Raw genomic sequence first — 16,123 nt, 5'->3', positions numbered from 1 at the left:
CCTTTAGATTCGCTGCTCAATAATACCGCCACCCATACATACCTCACCGTTGTAGAACACAGCGGACTGGCCAGGAGTAACAGCTATTTGAGGCTCATCAAAAATAACTTTGATGTTCTCATCATCGATAGGGATGATAGTACAAGGAATATCTTGCTGACGGTAACGGGTTTTCACCGTACATTTAAGCGGCTCACGAATTGGTTGACGGTCAACCCAATGTAGCTGAGCGGCAATCAAACCGTCTGACTTCAGACGTGGGTGATCTTTACCCTGGCCGACAATAAGTACGTTGCGCTCAACATCTTTATCGACAACGTACCAAGCATCTTCATTACCGCCACCGCCTTTCTGGCCACCAATGTGCAAGCCTTTACGCTGACCCAAGGTGTGGTACATCAGACCTTGGTGCTCACCAATCACTTTGCCTTCGTCAGCCGTTTCAATCTTGCCCGGCTGTGCTGGCAGGTATTTGCCTAAGAACTCGGTAAATTTACGTTCACCGATAAAGCAAATACCGGTTGAATCTTTCTTCTTCGCGGTAATCAGGCCTTGCTCTTCTGCAATACGGCGTACTTCTGGTTTTTCCAGCTCGCCAACAGGGAACAGGCTGCGAGCGATTTGCTCATGGCTAAGGGTATACAGGAAGTAGCTCTGATCTTTGTTGTTATCTACGCCGCGCAGCATCTGAGGCTTCTCGCCTTCTGCAGTAGGGAAGCTGCGGCGGGTGTAGTGACCCATAGCAATGTAATCGGCTTCCAGAACTTCATCAGCAAACTCTAGAAACGCTTTGAATTTGATTTCTTTGTTACAAAGAATGTCAGGGTTAGGGGTACGACCTGCTTTATACTCAGCCAGGAAGTACTCAAAGACATTGTCCCAATACTCAGCAGCAAAGTTAATGGTATGAAGGTGGATACCCAGTTTGTCACATACAGCTTGTGCATCAGCGAGATCTTCTGCGGCAGAGCAGTACTCTTCGTTATCGTCTTCTTCCCAGTTCTTCATGAACAGGCCTTCAACTTGGTAGCCCTGTTGAAGCAGTAAGTAAGCTGATACAGAGGAATCAACGCCGCCGGACATGCCGACAATGACTTTTTTCTGGCTGTTATCTGACATATTTCTCTTCAGTCGTAAATAGTGTTAAGAGCGTAATTCTAACAGAAAGCTTTTTCGCGAAACAGAGCGAGAGCAGAATCACACTTTAATAATTTTATCGTCTTTCTCGATTACTTCGAAGATTTCCCGAAAAGTAACGAAAAATAACCGTATAAACGACAATGTAACGGCAAAAATGTACATGTACCTTCGAATTCTCAGCTCAGTTTATGTGGTGACGCAAACGTTTGCCTTTTGCGGCCATGATAGATGAAGCCGAGGCTAATGTGTAGTCTTTTTCGTGCAGGGAAAGAAAAGTTTTTGCTATGCCGACTAGGGATACCAGCCGGCATATTTTTCTGTCAGCTGGCTTATCTTGCGGCAGGCGGTTGAGTGACTTCACGCCATTCGCCTGGTGCGAGATCAGCGACATTCCAGTCTGCCATTTTGTAGCGGATCAGGCGTAAGGTCGGGAAGCCAATGTGGGCCGTCATGCGGCGAACCTGACGGTTGCGCCCTTCTTTTAGGGTGATAGCCAACCAAGTGGTTGGGATGTTTTTGCGCTCGCGGATCGGCGGGTTTCGGTCCCATACGGACGGTTGTTCGATACGCTCGACACCAGCCGGTAGGGTAGGACCATCCTTCAGCGTGACACCTTTGCGCAGGCGTTCAAGGTCTTCGTCTCCTGGCGCCCCTTCAACCTGCACCCAATATATTTTCGGCTGTTTGGATTTAGGTTGTGTCAGGCGAGCCTGCAATACCCCATCATTGGTCAGGACGAGTAAGCCTTCACTGTCTTTATCCAGGCGTCCTGCGGGATAAACATCTTTAACCGGGATAAAGTCAGCCAGAGTTTTATCCCCTGGCTCGCCAGAAAACTGGGTCAAAACGTTATAAGGTTTGTTAAATAATATGATCTTTTGCGGGCCGCGAGGTCGTTTGGGTTTATTTAATTTTCTTGATGCTCTACGCTCATTATTAGAACGTTTTGGTTGACGTGAAGATGTGTTTGGCTTCATAAGTAGCGTGCTGTACTGGGGGTGACTAAATTGACACGCCCATTATACGCTAAAAATATCCTGAGTGGCGTATCGATAAAATTTCAAGTATGATTTGCCCGCATCTTACAAAAAGATAACAAATGGACGCTAGGAGATTTAAATGGATAGTAAAGTAGTTGTACCAGTTGAAGGTCAGAAAATTACTCTTGACGCAGAAGGTAAACTGGTCGTTCCTAACAACCCGGTAATTCCATACATCGAAGGTGATGGTATCGGTGTTGATGTAAGCCCTGCAATGATTAAAGTTGTCGATGCGGCAGTGAACAAGGCGTACGCTGGCGATCGTAAAATTGAGTGGATGGAAATCTATACCGGTGAGAAATCAACTCAAGTTTATGGCGAAGACGCATGGCTACCGCAAGAAACTTTAGACTTCATTCGTGAATACAAAGTTGCAATCAAAGGCCCTCTGACGACACCTGTTGGTGGCGGTATTCGTTCTTTAAACGTTGCCCTACGTCAAGAGCTGGACCTGTACATTTGTGCTCGCCCTGTACGTTATTTTGATGGCGTACCAAGCCCACTTAAGCGGCCTGATCTGACAGACATGGTAATTTACCGTGAGAACTCAGAAGATATCTATGCCGGTGTTGAATTCCAGGCAGGAACCGAGGAAGCTGATAAGGTTATCAAATTCCTACAAGACGAAATGGGCGCAACCAAGATTCGTTTCCCGCAGGACTGTGGTATCGGAATTAAGCCGGTTTCTGAAGAAGGTACCAAGCGCCTTGTACGTGCAGCACTTCAGTACACCATCGATAACGATCGTGACTCTCTGACGCTGGTTCACAAAGGCAACATCATGAAGTTCACCGAAGGTGCCTTCAAAGATTGGGGTTACGAAGTGGCGGCTGAGTTTGGTGCAGAGCTGCTAGATGGCGGCCCGTGGATGACGCTGAAGAACCCGAACACAGGTAAAGAGATCATCGTCAAGGACAGCATTGCTGATGCGTTCCTGCAACAGATCCTGCTTCGTCCAGCTGAGTATGATGTCATTGCTACAATGAACCTTAACGGTGACTACATCTCTGATGCATTGGCTGCGCAGGTTGGTGGTATCGGTATTGCTCCGGGTGCAAACATCGGTGATGGTGTGGCACTGTTCGAAGCAACTCACGGTACGGCACCTAAGTATGCTGGTCAGGATAAAGTAAACCCTGGCTCACTGATCCTTTCTGCTGAAATGATGCTTCGCCACCTAGGCTGGACTGAAGCTGCAGATTTGATTATCAGCTCGATGGAAGCTGCAATCAGCAACAAGACTGTGACTTATGACTTTGAGCGCCAGATGGAAGGTGCAACTTTGCGTAAGTGCTCCGAGTTTGCTGATGATATGATTGAGCAAATGAAATAAACTTTTATCCATCTGAATTATTAAGTGAAAGGTTCAGCTTCGGCTGAGCCTTTTTTATTTTGTTGACGTTACGTACCATCTTAGCATCTTTCACTGTAACTGCCTGAAACTGGTGCGCCTATCCGCATTTCTACCAATGTGTAGTCAGGGCGGATGTTCGCAGGACACATTTTAGCTTATGATAAAGGTGAGTGTGTAAAGCGCGCCTGCTTGTTAACAGAAATGTTAATAAGAGCTTTCTATGTTATTCATGATTTATTCACTTCTTTTCTGGTGGCTGGGAAGCTAGCGAGTTCGTGGTGGTGTGAATAATATGGATTGCAGGGATTGATAGGTAATGTGGCAAGAATGGATATTAAAAAGGTGAGCATTAGCTCACCTTAGAATTTGAAGTACAAGGTTGAAATGGCTTATTTTGCAATCTCACCTTCAACGGGGACTATCTCTCTGGCATGGAAACCCTTGGGACCCGTCTCTACTGTGTAGTTGACCTGTTGGCCAGCCTTGAGAGTTCGGTATCCATCCATCTGGATAGTTGAATAGTGTGCAAAAATATCGCCTTCGCCACTTTCTGGGCAAATAAAACCGAAACCTTTTGCGTTATTGAACCATTTAACTGTACCTGTTGCCATGCTTTACATCCCTCTTTGCATTCAAGTTCCATTTTGCATTAGTGCATCGTCTATTTTTACCACGACTTGCATACTAATGCTATTTTGATGCAGTTAATATCTACTACAGGTTACACTTTAGTAAAAAGAGCTAGACAGTCAAGTGCATATTATAACATTTTCATAAAATCCCTGTTTATATGTAGATGTTGTAGCAAGCACTTGAACAAATGACTAAGATGAGATTATGAGCAAGTTATATGAATGGATTATTCCTGAGTCTGACGTACTAGACGAGGAGGATACTCAGGTTAAGCCACCATCGATGTATAAAGTAATTTTAAACAATGATGATTACACTCCGATGGATTTTGTGATAGAAGTGTTACAGAAGTTCTTCTCCATGGATCTGGAGAAAGCAACGCAGTTGATGCTTACTGTACATTACGAAGGGAAAGCCGTATGTGGAACCTTTACTGCTGAAGTCGCCGAGACGAAGGTGGCGCAAGTGATGATGTATGCAAGGGAGCATGAACATCCGCTACTGTGTACGATGGAAAAAGCTTAAACTTTTTCCGGCACGCCATTTTGAGTGGTATTTAGGGGAGGTGCCTTATGCTAAATAAAGAACTTGAAGCTAGCTTGAACGGTGCATTTGCACGGGCAAGGGAAAAGCGCCATGAGTTTATGACTGTAGAGCATCTGCTCTTGGCATTGTTAGAAAACGCGGCAGCCCAAGAGGCCTTGCTAGCTTGTCGCGCGGATCTCGATACATTACGTAAAGAGCTTGATTCATTCATCGAGCAAACAACGCCGCTGATTCCGACTGACGATGAAAGTCGCGAGACTCAACCGACGCTGAGCTTCCAGCGTGTGCTTCAGCGTGCAGTCTTCCACGTTCAGTCTTCTGGTCGCAGTGAAGTTACCGGCGCCAATGTGCTGGTGGCCATTTTCAGTGAACAAGAGTCTCACGCAGCCTATCTGTTGAAGAAAAGCGATATCAGCCGCCTTGATGTGGTTAACTTTATTTCTCACGGTACTGTCAAAGACAGCGACAATGATGATCTTAACGGTTCTGATGTCGGTGGCGATGAACCACGTGCCGAGCAAAGCGCTGAAGACAAGCTAGAGAATTTTGCGACTAATCTTAACCAGCTGGCGCGTGCTGGTGGTATCGACCCGTTGATTGGGCGGGATCATGAATTAGAACGTACGGTGCAGGTTCTGTGTCGGCGTAGAAAAAACAATCCGCTGCTCGTCGGTGAAGCCGGTGTCGGTAAAACGGCGATTGCGGAAGGATTGGCATGGCGCATCGTTGAAGGCCAGGTGCCGGATATTATCAAAGACTGTGTGATTTACTCACTGGATATCGGCTCCTTGCTTGCGGGTACCAAATACCGCGGTGATTTCGAGAAGCGCTTTAAAGGCATTCTGAAGCAGCTGGAAAAAGAAGATCATGCCGTGCTGTTCATTGATGAGATCCACACTATCATTGGTGCCGGTGCTGCTTCAGGCGGACAGGTAGATGCCGCCAACCTGATCAAGCCATTGCTAAGCAGCGGTAAAATTCGCTGTATGGGGTCAACGACCTATCAGGAATACAGCAATATCTTTGAGAAAGAACGTGCCTTGTCACGCCGCTTCCAGAAAATTGATATTGTCGAGCCTTCATTGGACGATACCACCAAGATCCTGATGGGGTTGAAACCAAAGTATGAAGCCCATCATGAGGTACGCTTTACCAATAAAGCGATCCGTGCAGCGGTAGAGCTCTCTGCGAAATACATCAACGAGCGTCATCTGCCTGATAAAGCCATTGACGTGATTGATGAAGCCGGTGCCCGTTGTCGCTTGGCGCCAGCCAGCCGACGTAAGAAAACAGTCAATGTCAGCGATATCGAGGCGATGATTGCCAAGATGGCACGCATCCCTGAGAAGTCGGTTTCCTCGAGCGATCGAGATGTATTGCAGAAACTGGATAGCAAGCTGAAAATGCTGGTATTCGGTCAGGATCCGGCCATTGATGTCTTGACTGAGGCCATTAAGCTGAGTCGTGCTGGTTTGGGTGCTGACAATAAGCCGGTTGGTTCCTTCCTGTTTGCCGGTCCTACAGGGGTTGGTAAGACTGAGGTGACGGTACAGTTGGCACGTACGCTGGGTATCGAGCTGCTGCGCTTCGATATGTCAGAGTACATGGAGCGTCATACCGTGAGCCGCTTGATCGGTGCGCCTCCTGGCTATGTCGGTTATGATCAGGGCGGTTTGCTGACTGATGCGGTGATCAAGAACCCGCACTCTGTGGTGCTGCTGGACGAAATCGAGAAAGCTCACCCGGATGTGTTTAACTTACTTCTGCAGGTGATGGATAACGGTACGCTTACCGATAACAACGGCCGCAAGGCTGACTTCCGTAATGTTATCCTGGTGATGACTACCAATGCGGGTGTAACAGAGACGGTACGTAAATCGATTGGCTTGATCCAGCAAGATCACAGCCTTGATGCGATGTCGGAAATCAAGCGCGTGTTTACGCCTGAATTCCGTAACCGCCTAGATGGTATTATCTGGTTCAACCATCTGGAGAAAGATGTTATTTCGCAAGTGGTTGATAAGTTCATCGTCGAGCTGCAAGCACAACTTGATGCGCGTGGTGTTTCTATGGAAGTATCGTCCGGAGCCCGTGAATGGTTGGCGAATAAAGGCTATGACAAAGCAATGGGGGCGCGTCCGATGGCACGTGTTATCCAGGATAGCCTGAAGAAGCCAATGGCAAATGAATTGCTGTTTGGTTGCCTGGTCAACGGCGGTTCGGTACGTGTTGATATCGTAAATGATCAGTTGGATTTTCAGTTCAGCAGCGAAATGGAACCCGCACATTAATTGCCGATGTTTTCATTAAGAAATAACCGCCTGATGGCGGTTATTTTTTATCATTACAAAAATAAAACCCGGCACATAGGCCGGGTTTTATTTGTATTCTTTAATCTTGATTCAAGATTAACGCGCGCGGAAGACGATGCGGCCTTTAGTTAGGTCGTATGGAGTCAGTTCCACAGTCACCTTATCACCAGTAAGAATACGGATGTAGTTCTTGCGCATTTTACCAGAGATGTGAGCGGTAACTACGTGACCGTTTTCCAGCTCAACGCGGAACATTGTGTTAGGTAGTGTATCAAGTACAGTACCTTGCATTTCAATTACGTCTTCTTTTGCCATTGAATCCTCTTAGGCTACCAGCCATTCTTCTGATCGGGCTGGATAATGCCTCGAAACTGTTTGAGTGTAAAGTTTAGGCCGCAATTTTACCCTTGCTGTTACTCTTTGTCAGCTATTGTGACGTATTAAAACGTATTTTCTCTAGAATTTGTCAGATTCTCATGCGAATCAAGAGACAATACTGACAACAATGGTTTATTTCCAGCCACCATTGAGTAGTTTTTGATAGGGCTTGAAGCGGATCTTATAGTTCATCGCATTACAGCGGTCGATCTGATAGCCGGGGTAAAGCCATTTTCTGCCGGTTTGCCTGCCGTATTGTATTTGATAGAGCACGCAGAGTGTACCGAGCGATAGCGATGAGTCTGGTTCAAAAAAACTGTATACCGCACTCAGGGCATCATCTAAGACATCGGTAACCGCTACTGCGATTAAGGTATCACCGTCATAGACGTGCAAAAAAAGCGTGTCCATCCATTCTGCAGTACAAAAATCGAAAAACTGCTCTTTGTTGGCTGGATACATGCTGCCATTTGAGTGGCGTACTCGGATATATTTTTCATACAGGGCGAACCAGTTGCTGTCGAGCTTGGTTTTAAACTCCCAGCGCAAAGTCTTCATCTGGTTCTGTTGGCGTTTCTGGCTCTTTGACGGGGTAAAGTGCTCGCAATCTACTCGGAGCGGTGTACAGGCCTGGCAATGCTGGCACATTGGCCTATAAACGGCATTACCACTACGACGATAGCCCGAGGCAATGAGTACGCCGTATCCCTGTGGTGTTAGCCAGTGATGATCCATAACGACGCCAAGCTGCTCTTGCTCGTTAGGCAGATAGTTACATACTGAACTGGGTGTTAACCCAATTCGAAGCGAAAGTTTGTTATAGCTGGTCATGAGTTTGCTTGCTGCAGCTCCCGAGGTTGGTAACAGCCTTCTTCTAGTATGGCATCTCTTTGCTGTTGCAAAAACTCCATGAATGGGGAGCGGTCAATTTCGACGGCGCCTAATGAGGCCAGGTGGCTATTCATAATTTGGCAGTCAATTAAGCTACCGCCATGCGCACTAAAATGTTGGCAGAAGAACCATAAAGCAATCTTTGATGCGTTGTCTGCCAGCGAGAACATCGATTCACCGCAAAATACCGTACCAACCTGAATGCCATACAAGCCACCGACCAGTTGGTCGTCATGCCAGACTTCAACGGAGTGACAGTAGCCAAGATTATGCATGAGCTGGTACGCTTGCATCATATCGCTAGTGATCCAGGTCTCTTCTGGGCCGCGACATTCGGCACAGAGACGGATTACATCATGACAGGCCTGGTTCAAGGTGATCTGGTACCCTGATTTTCGGTAGAATTTACGCAAACTTTTGCTTGGCTTAAACTGATCAGGCAAGAAGACAGCACGCGGGGCTGGGCTCCACCAAAGAATTGGTTCACCTTCCGAAAACCAGGGGAAAATACCTTGGCGGTAGGCTGAAACCAAGCGCTCTGGTCGTAGGTCGCCACCAAAGGCCAGTAGCCCGTTGGGATCATCCAACGCTGTTTCAGGTGCAGGAAAATGAGTATGAACCGGATCAAGTTCCGGCAGATAAATAGCCATAAAATTACAAAAATTACTGTCTGTGAGGAAATTATATTATGAGAACGTTTTTAATGTTACTTCTATTACTTCCTCTAACTACCACCGCGGCGCCATACAATCGTAATGAGGCCAGAGCGGTTAATCAGGTGGTATTTGGCCAAGTCGATACAGTACGTTACATCACTCACCAGGAAGTTATCAACTCGCAGCGAAATGGTTGGGAGACACTGTTGGGTGGGGTTGTCGGGGGATTGATTGGTAACCAGTTTGGGGGAGGTTCCGGACGTGAGGTCGCCACTGCGGTCGGGGCTGTGGCCGGTGCTAGTATTGCCCATAACCGTCAGCCTAGCCAGAAAATCGTAAACTATCGCTTGGTGGAGCTATTGATTAAAGCCGATGACGGCAGGTTGATTGATGTTATCCAGGATGTTGACCAGCAGATGTTATTTCAACGCGGTGATCATGTCCGGATCCTGTATTTTGATGACGGGGTTAGGGTCGATAAGGTTTTGTAACAAAAAGCGAGAGGCTTTCACCTCTCGCTTTTTTCTTTTTCTAGGAGCTAGGATCTAGGTCCTAAATCCGATTGCACAGTTCCGCATAGCGACCATTTTGAGCCAGAAGGTCATTATGCTTGCCGCGTTCGATGATCTCTCCTTCGTCCATCAGGCAGATTTGATCCATCTGTTCAAGTCCAACCAGACGGTGGGTGATGAACAGTACGGTTTTCTCTTGTGCATGCTGTAAAAGCAGCGAGATAATTTGCTGTTCAGTACGGCGATCAAGCCCTTCTGTTGGCTCATCCATTAGCAGAATAGGGGCATCATGCAGAAGAGCGCGGGCAATGCCGATACGGCGGCGTTCACCACCGGAGATCTGACGGCCACCTTCACCTAGCCAAGTATCTAAGCCTTTGCCTTCAAATAGTGTCTCAAGTCCAACTTTTGTCAGTACACTCTTGAATTCTTCGTCGGTGCCTTCTGGTTTGGCGAGCACAAGGTTTTCACGCAGTGAACCGTTGAATACATCAACGCGCTGGCTGACAACGGTAATGGCTTTGCGTAGTGAGCCTTCATGCCATTTAGGTAATTCGACCCCATCGATGCTGATAGCTCCCTGCTGCGGATCCCAGTTACGGGTAAGCAATTGCAGCAGCGTAGATTTACCACAGCCGGTTCGACCAAGCAGTGCCATTTTTTCGCCTTGTTTCAGGTTAATTGACACATTTTTCAGTACTGGCTGATCGCTACCGTAATAGGTATAGCTGATATCGTCGAGACAGATGTCGCCATTGACCTGCGCCTGATGACCGTTTGGATCAAATGGCGTATCCGGTGTCGCTTCAATGATCTCATTCAATCGGCGGGCAGAGGTGAGGGTTTGACCTAAGTACTGGAAGGCTCCTGCAACGGGCATCATCATCTCGAAGCTGGCCATCGTGGCAAAGGCAACCAACGCGATGAATGGATCCGGTGCGGCACCACCGATACCGTCTGCGGCAATCCAGGTGATTAATACCAGTGTCCAGCCTGTTGCCGCCATTAGAATGGCATTGGCAAGACCAGTTAGGCTGGCCATCTTACGCTGGGCTGCCAATAGGGCATCTTGCTCGTTTACTGCCTGCTCTCGGTAACGCTCTTCGGCATTGAACAGCAGCAGTTCAGCATGGCCCTGGATCCAGTCGAGTAGCTTCACCCGATAGTTGGCCTTGGCATAGGTCAGGGCTTCACCGTTGGTTTTACCCAAGCGATAGAAAATCACTGGCAGGGCAAGCATCAGTACTAACAAGATGAAGCCAAGAGTCAGGCCAATCGCCAAATCAAACCATGCCAAAAAGCAGGTGATTGATATCAGGCCAATAACACCGATTATCAGCGGGCTGACAAGTCGGAGGTAGACATGGTCCATCGCATCAACATCGGCAACCAGGCGGTTAAGCAGATCGGCATCACGCAGGTTTGCCTGCCGCCCCGGGATCAGTGGCGTTAGCTTGCGGAAAAAGAACAGCCGCAGATCTGCCAGCAATTTGAAAGTCGCATTGTGGCTAACAACACGCTCTCCCCAGCGGCCTGCGGTTCGTGCCATCGAGAAGCCTCGAACACCAGCCCCCGGAAGCATATAGTTAAATGTTTCTCTTGCTATGGTTAGGCCTGCAACGGCAGAAGCGGCGATAAACCAACCTGACAGGGTCAACAGGCTAAGTGCCGACAATAGGGTCGCCAGGCCGAGCAGCATGCCCAGGGTCAGGCCGAACCAGTGTTTGCGATAGAGTTTCAGGTAAGGGATTAAATCACGCATCGAGATCCCTCTTATCAGTGTGAGCGAGCATATCGGCGAGTAGACCTTGGTGTCGAATGTGATCGAAGTGGCCGTCTTGAACCAGCTTACCGTTTTCCATCACCAGCACACGGTCTATCGCTGCTAATTGATCAAGGCGGTGGCTGACCATCAGGGTCGTTTGCCCCTTCACGGCCATTGTCAGGCTTTCCAGAACCAGGTGCTCACTGTTGGCATCCAAACTTGCGGTTGGTTCGTCGAGCAGCCAGAACGCGCCATTTTGCAGCATTGCACGGGCAACGGCGAGACGTTGAGCCTGACCGACCGACAAGCCGCCAGAACGGTCACCCACCTGATGGTTATAGCCCTTCTCAAGGCGGCTGATAAACTCGTCGGCATAAGCCTGCTGTGCGACCTGCCTAACGTGCTCGTCGGTAGCCAGCGGGTTGCCAAGGGTAATATTGTCACGGACAGTCCCGTGTACCAGCAGTGGGTTTTGGCCGACCCAGCTGATAGTCTGGCGCCATTCGCTGTGATCAAGCTGCTTGAGCTCAATCCCATTGATTTTCAGGCTGCCACGGTAGGGCAGGAAACCCAGTAGCGCATTGAGCAAACTGGTTTTGCCGGCACCGCTTGGCCCGACAAGGGCAATTTGCTCGCGGGCCTGAATATCAAAGCTCAGCGGCCCAGCCAGTACCTGTCCCTGCGGGCTGAGCACTTCCAGATCCTGTACACTGATTGTGATAGTTTCCGGGGAAGGAAGCTCCTCGTTACCCTGAGCCATTTCATCCGCTTCGGCATTCAGGAACTCGACAATCGATTCTGCAGCACCAATTGCCTGCGCCTTGGCATGGTAGAACGTACCAAGATCACGCAGCGGCTGGTAGAACTCCGGTGCCAAAACAAGAACAAAAAGACCGGTAAACAGTGTGATAGGTACACCATAGTTACCAAAGTTCAGTTCACCGATGTAAGAGAAACCAAAGTAAACGGCAACAATAGCAACGGAGATGGCAGAGAAAAACTCCAATACGGCTGATGACAGGAAGGCGAGCCTCAAGACCTCCATGGTTCGTTTGCGTAGAACATGAGAGGCAGCATGAAGGTTCTCAGCTTCAGCCTCAGCACGGTTAAAGAGGCGAAGAGTTGATAGCCCCTGAAGACGGTCGTAGAAGTGCCCTGAAAGACGCTGTAGGGCTTTAAAGTTACGTCGGTTAGCATCTGCTGCCCCTAAGCCTACCAGAGCCATAAAAATAGGCACCAGCGGCGCTGTGATAAGGAACACGAGGCCAGCCGCCCAGTTGAGCGGGAAAACGGCAAACAGGATAACCAGCGGAACCAGAACGGCAATAGACATCTGGGGAATGTAGCGGGCAAAGAAATCCTGCATTTCCTCAACTTGCTCCAGCACAAGACTGGCCCAGGTGCCGGCAGGTTTTCCCTTAATATAGGCAGGACCCAGGCTGTGCAGGCGGTTGAGGATCAGCTGACGGATATGCAGGCGAATTTGTTCGCCGCAGCGATAGCCGAAAATTTCACGGCCCCAGCTGCATGCCGCCCGGAGTCCGACAATCAGGATTAGACCGATGAAGCTGCTAACCAGCTCAGACTTGTCGGTGTGTTCGATAATTAATTGGTGAAGAATATGTGCTAGCAGTGCCGCTTGGCCGACTAATAGCAACCCCGAAATAAACCCAAGTCCGACACTCAGCATTAGCCAGCGTTTAGCCAGCTTGCTTTGTGACTTTAACCACTTGGTCAAGTTGCGTTGTAGTTGTTTGTCCATAAGATATCTTGAGCTGCAAGTTGCAACGAGCAGAAAGGTAGAAGGCTAAAGCGGCCGCTACATAGGTAGCGGCCGGATAGGATTATTTTTGTTCTTCTAGTGCGTCAAGGTAGCGCTCTGCATCAAGTGCAGCCATACAACCGGTACCCGCAGATGTGATTGCCTGGCGGTAGGTATGATCCATAACATCCCCAGCTGCAAAAACACCTTCAACACTTGTTTGGGTAGCATTACCTTCAGTACCCGACTGGACCTTGATATAGCCATTAGCCATATCCAGCTGACCTTCGAAAATACCGGTATTCGGCTGGTGGCCGATAGCGATAAATGCACCCATCACATCAAGTGTTTCTGTTGCGTCAGACTTTGTGTCCTTGATGCGAACAGCGGTTACGCCCATGTCATCACCCAGCACCTCATCCAGAGTACGGTCAGTGTGAAGGATGATGTTACCGTTTTCTACCTTGTCCATCAGACGCTTGATAAGGATCTTCTCGGAGCGGAAGCTATCACGGCGGTGAATTAAGTGAACCTCGGAAGCAATGTTAGATAGGTAAAGCGCTTCTTCAACAGCAGTATTGCCACCACCCACGACAGCCACTTTCTGGTTGCGGTAAAAGAAACCATCACAAGTCGCACAGGCTGAAACACCACGACCTTTGAAGTTCTCTTCTGATTCTAGGCCCAGGTATTTGGCAGAAGCGCCCGTCGCAATGATAAGTGCATCGCAGGTATATTCGCCGTTGTCCCCTTTTAGGCGGAACGGGCGTTGGCTGAAATCAGTTTCACTGATGTGATCAAAGATGATTTCTGTTTCGAACTTTTCCGCATGGGCTTTCATACGGTCCATTAGTGCAGGACCTGTAAGGCCTTCAGCATCACCCGGCCAGTTTTCTACCTCGGTTGTTGTTGTTAGCTGACCGCCTTGCTGCATACCTGTCACCATAACAGGGTTTAAGTTAGCACGGGCTGCATAGACAGCAGCAGTGTAGCCAGCAGGACCAGAACCAAGGATGAGCAGTTTACAATGTCTTACGTTACTCATTACTTCTCCAGGCTGAATGAGATGATTATTATATAGAAGAGCGATTGTAGGTAAATTGGGGGCGTAAGGAAAGAGCCCTATGAGACCAATTCCATTAATTATCTAACCATTCAGAACACCACTGGGAGTCAACTTCATGGATAGCGATTGATAGAGGAGGTCCGAGTCCGTTGATACAGAAAACTCAATAAATGAGGTAAAAATGGGAAGTATGAACGCAGGCCTCCCATTATGCCAGTTTCTTATTGGCTATATCCTTGAGAGATAAGCGCCGGTGTGCATATCTTAATGCATGCTAATGGCAACCTCGGGATCGGTAAAGTGTAAATCAAAGGTATCGGCAACTTCCTTGCAGGTCACTTTGCCGTGTATCACATTCAGTCCGGCCAGGAAGCCAGCATCATCAAGCAGAGCCTTTTTATAGCCTTTATTCGCGAGGTTAATGACATACGGTAAGGTCGCATTATTTAAGGCGAAGGCGGACGTACGGGCGACTGCTCCGGGCATATTGGCGACGCAATAGTGCACGACACCATCAACGATGTAAGTCGGATCTGTATGTGTAGTCGGACGGGAAGTTTCAAAGCAGCCACCTTGGTCGATTGCAACGTCAACCAGTGCGGAGCCTGATTTCATCTGCTTAACATGTTCTGCGGTGATCAGTTTAGGTGCTGCAGCTCCCGGTATCAGAACGGCACCAATAATTACGTCGGCCTCTGGAACGAGTTGGTCTATGGCCTCATTGGTCGAATAGCTAACTTTTGCTTTACCTTGAAATTCGACATCGAGTGCGCGAAGTGTATCAAGGTTGCGGTCAAGAATCGTAACGTCTGCGCGCATCCCCACCGCCATTCTTGCGGCATTAGAGCCGACAACACCTCCTCCGAGTATGATGACTTTTGCGGGTTCGACACCGGGAACTCCGCTCAGTAACAGCCCACGCCCGCCATTAGAATTCTCTAGAGTTTGTGCTCCAGCTTGGATAGACATTCTGCCGGCAACTTCAGACATCGGTGCTAATAAAGGCAGTCGTCCTAGATGATCTGTCACTGTTTCATAAGCTATGCAGATAGCTTTGCTGTCAATTAGGTCTTTTGTTTGTGGAAAATCTGGTGCAAGATGGAGATAGGTGAATAAAATTTGTCCTTCATGCAGCATGGCTCTTTCTGCTGCCTGAGGCTCTTTTACTTTGACAATCATCTCTGATCTGGTAAAAACTTCTTTAGCAGTCGATATAATAGAAGCACCAGCAGCTTGATAGTCAGCATCAGATAACCCAATCCCGATACCGGCATTGGTCTCGATGAGAACCTGGTGGCCAAACGAAACGAGTTCACGGACGCTGCTGTTAACTAGTCCAACGCGATATTCGTGGTTTTTGATTTCTTTGGGGACGCCAATGATCATCCTGCTTCTCCCTTGGCACGATAGAGTGATTTGCTATTGACAAGGTTGTAAATGCGGATCTAATGGCAGTATAGTTTGACTATTAGAGTATTTGATTCTAAATATTAGAAAGATGTAGTATATTTTTTTGCAAGGAAGTAAGAAGGTGGAATAAAAAATGGTAGATACCAAAAAGAAACCATCCAAGGAATTGGATAGAATTGACCGTAACATATTGAATGAACTGCAAAAAGACGGTCGTATTTCAAATGTTGAATTATCTAAACGTGTAGGCTTATCTCCAACGCCATGTCTTGAGCGTGTTCGTCGACTGGAGCGTCAGGGGTACATCAGCGGCTATACAGCGCTGCTAAACCCTCAGTTTCTTGATGCATCCCTTCTGGTTTTTGTTGAGATCACTCTTAACCGAGGTGCGCCAGATGTGTTTGAACAGTTCAACAAATCTGTACAAGAGTTGGAAGATATTCAAGAGTGCCACCTGGTTTCGGGTGATTTTGACTATTTGTTGAAAACTCGTGTATCTGATATGTCGGCATACCGTAAGCTACTGGGGGAAACCCTGCTGCGCTTGCCGGGCGTCAATGACACTCGTACCTATGTTGTTATGGAAGAAGTGAAGCAGACGAATAATCTGGTTATCAAGACACGCTAATTCCTCGATATCACCGTTTTCTACGGTCAA

General features: G+C 48.1%; 15 protein-coding genes. 5 read left to right on the top strand and 10 right to left on the bottom strand.

Annotated elements, in window-relative coordinates:
* Positions 1-3 precede the first annotated feature (3 nt).
* On the bottom strand, positions 4-1,119 hold the full coding sequence (gene mnmA, locus MD588_RS23060) for a tRNA 2-thiouridine(34) synthase MnmA (protein ID WP_265700166.1): 1,116 nt from the start codon (positions 1,117-1,119) through the stop codon (positions 4-6).
* A 350-nt stretch (positions 1,120-1,469) separates the two neighbouring features.
* Entirely contained in the window at positions 1,470-2,117 is a 648-nt protein-coding gene (rluE, locus tag MD588_RS23055) for a 23S rRNA pseudouridine(2457) synthase RluE (RefSeq protein ID WP_265700165.1), read from the bottom strand.
* A gap of 142 nt (positions 2,118-2,259) precedes the next feature.
* Between rluE and icd the strand changes: the two genes are divergently transcribed.
* On the top strand, positions 2,260-3,513 hold the full coding sequence (gene icd / locus MD588_RS23050) for an NADP-dependent isocitrate dehydrogenase (RefSeq protein WP_265700164.1): 1,254 nt from the start codon (positions 2,260-2,262) through the stop codon (positions 3,511-3,513).
* A 410-nt stretch (positions 3,514-3,923) separates the two neighbouring features.
* Here icd and cspD read toward each other — a convergent pair whose 3' ends face one another.
* On the bottom strand, positions 3,924-4,145 hold the full coding sequence (cspD, locus tag MD588_RS23045; RefSeq protein ID WP_265700163.1) for a cold shock domain-containing protein CspD: 222 nt from the start codon (positions 4,143-4,145) through the stop codon (positions 3,924-3,926).
* A 226-nt stretch (positions 4,146-4,371) separates the two neighbouring features.
* Between cspD and clpS the strand changes: the two genes are divergently transcribed.
* Positions 4,372-4,692 (top strand): ATP-dependent Clp protease adapter ClpS, encoded by a 321-nt coding sequence (gene clpS / locus MD588_RS23040; RefSeq protein ID WP_265700162.1) that lies wholly within the window; start codon positions 4,372-4,374, stop codon positions 4,690-4,692.
* Between the two features lie 47 nt (positions 4,693-4,739).
* The gene (gene clpA, locus MD588_RS23035) at positions 4,740-7,004 is read left to right on the top strand and encodes an ATP-dependent Clp protease ATP-binding subunit ClpA (protein ID WP_265700161.1); all 2,265 of its coding nucleotides are present in this window, start codon (positions 4,740-4,742) and stop codon (positions 7,002-7,004) included.
* Between the two features lie 117 nt (positions 7,005-7,121).
* On the opposite strand, the gene infA is transcribed toward clpA, so the two are convergent.
* From infA to aat, 3 genes are all read right to left on the bottom strand, one after another.
* A complete protein-coding gene (infA, locus tag MD588_RS23030; protein ID WP_005298441.1) occupies positions 7,122-7,340 on the bottom strand; it encodes a translation initiation factor IF-1 in 219 nt (72 codons plus the stop codon).
* 195 nt (positions 7,341-7,535) lie between these two features.
* Positions 7,536-8,234 (bottom strand): arginyltransferase, encoded by a 699-nt coding sequence (locus MD588_RS23025; protein ID WP_265700160.1) that lies wholly within the window; start codon positions 8,232-8,234, stop codon positions 7,536-7,538.
* Positions 8,231-8,944, bottom strand: a complete 714-nt coding sequence (gene aat / locus MD588_RS23020) for a leucyl/phenylalanyl-tRNA--protein transferase (protein WP_265700159.1) — start codon at positions 8,942-8,944, stop codon at positions 8,231-8,233. Before aat ends, MD588_RS23025 begins: the two co-directional genes overlap by 4 nt.
* Before the next feature lie 38 nt (positions 8,945-8,982).
* Here aat and MD588_RS23015 point away from each other — a divergent pair, with 38 nt between their 5' ends.
* Positions 8,983-9,441: a glycine zipper 2TM domain-containing protein gene (locus tag MD588_RS23015; protein WP_265700157.1), complete on the top strand. Its 459-nt coding sequence runs from the start codon at positions 8,983-8,985 to the stop codon at positions 9,439-9,441.
* 61 nt (positions 9,442-9,502) lie between these two features.
* Here MD588_RS23015 and cydC read toward each other — a convergent pair whose 3' ends face one another.
* The 4 genes from cydC to ald form a co-directional block, all read right to left on the bottom strand.
* Entirely contained in the window at positions 9,503-11,224 is a 1,722-nt protein-coding gene (gene cydC / locus MD588_RS23010) for a heme ABC transporter ATP-binding protein/permease CydC (RefSeq protein WP_265700155.1), read from the bottom strand.
* Entirely contained in the window at positions 11,217-12,989 is a 1,773-nt protein-coding gene (gene cydD, locus MD588_RS23005; RefSeq protein ID WP_265700154.1) for a heme ABC transporter permease/ATP-binding protein CydD, read from the bottom strand. The genes cydC and cydD overlap by 8 nt, the downstream gene beginning before the upstream one ends.
* An 82-nt stretch (positions 12,990-13,071) precedes the next feature.
* Positions 13,072-14,034, bottom strand: coding sequence for a thioredoxin-disulfide reductase (gene trxB, locus MD588_RS23000; RefSeq protein WP_265700152.1), 963 nt, complete (start codon positions 14,032-14,034; stop codon positions 13,072-13,074).
* A 285-nt stretch (positions 14,035-14,319) separates the two neighbouring features.
* Entirely contained in the window at positions 14,320-15,441 is a 1,122-nt protein-coding gene (ald, locus tag MD588_RS22995) for an alanine dehydrogenase (RefSeq protein WP_265700151.1), read from the bottom strand.
* Between the two features lie 157 nt (positions 15,442-15,598).
* On the opposite strand from ald, the gene lrp reads away from it, so the two are divergent.
* Positions 15,599-16,093 (top strand): leucine-responsive transcriptional regulator Lrp, encoded by a 495-nt coding sequence (lrp, locus tag MD588_RS22990; protein ID WP_007467256.1) that lies wholly within the window; start codon positions 15,599-15,601, stop codon positions 16,091-16,093.
* Positions 16,094-16,123: the final 30 nt, after the last annotated feature.

Origin of the sequence: Photobacterium obscurum (assembly GCF_026191635.1) — a bacterium.
Taxonomy (GTDB): Bacteria; Pseudomonadota; Gammaproteobacteria; order Enterobacterales; family Vibrionaceae; genus Photobacterium; species Photobacterium obscurum.
This window is presented reverse-complemented; position numbering and strand designations above follow the sequence as displayed.

Excerpts from the sequence above, each read along its gene's own strand:
- mnmA (WP_265700166.1), bottom strand. The coding sequence starts at position 1,119 with ATGTCAGATAACAGCCAGAAAAAAGTCATTGTCGGCATGTCCGGCGGC.
- rluE (WP_265700165.1), bottom strand. The coding sequence starts at position 2,117 with ATGAAGCCAAACACATCTTCACGTCAACCAAAACGTTCTAATAATGAG.
- icd (WP_265700164.1), top strand. The coding sequence starts at position 2,260 with ATGGATAGTAAAGTAGTTGTACCAGTTGAAGGTCAGAAAATTACTCTT.
- cspD (WP_265700163.1), bottom strand. The coding sequence starts at position 4,145 with ATGGCAACAGGTACAGTTAAATGGTTCAATAACGCAAAAGGTTTCGGT.
- clpS (WP_265700162.1), top strand. The coding sequence starts at position 4,372 with ATGAGCAAGTTATATGAATGGATTATTCCTGAGTCTGACGTACTAGAC.
- clpA (WP_265700161.1), top strand. The coding sequence starts at position 4,740 with ATGCTAAATAAAGAACTTGAAGCTAGCTTGAACGGTGCATTTGCACGG.
- infA (WP_005298441.1), bottom strand. The coding sequence starts at position 7,340 with ATGGCAAAAGAAGACGTAATTGAAATGCAAGGTACTGTACTTGATACA.
- MD588_RS23025 (WP_265700160.1), bottom strand. The coding sequence starts at position 8,234 with ATGACCAGCTATAACAAACTTTCGCTTCGAATTGGGTTAACACCCAGT.
- aat (WP_265700159.1), bottom strand. The coding sequence starts at position 8,944 with ATGGCTATTTATCTGCCGGAACTTGATCCGGTTCATACTCATTTTCCT.
- MD588_RS23015 (WP_265700157.1), top strand. The coding sequence starts at position 8,983 with ATGAGAACGTTTTTAATGTTACTTCTATTACTTCCTCTAACTACCACC.
- cydC (WP_265700155.1), bottom strand. The coding sequence starts at position 11,224 with ATGCGTGATTTAATCCCTTACCTGAAACTCTATCGCAAACACTGGTTC.
- cydD (WP_265700154.1), bottom strand. The coding sequence starts at position 12,989 with ATGGACAAACAACTACAACGCAACTTGACCAAGTGGTTAAAGTCACAA.
- trxB (WP_265700152.1), bottom strand. The coding sequence starts at position 14,034 with ATGAGTAACGTAAGACATTGTAAACTGCTCATCCTTGGTTCTGGTCCT.
- ald (WP_265700151.1), bottom strand. The coding sequence starts at position 15,441 with ATGATCATTGGCGTCCCCAAAGAAATCAAAAACCACGAATATCGCGTT.
- lrp (WP_007467256.1), top strand. The coding sequence starts at position 15,599 with ATGGTAGATACCAAAAAGAAACCATCCAAGGAATTGGATAGAATTGAC.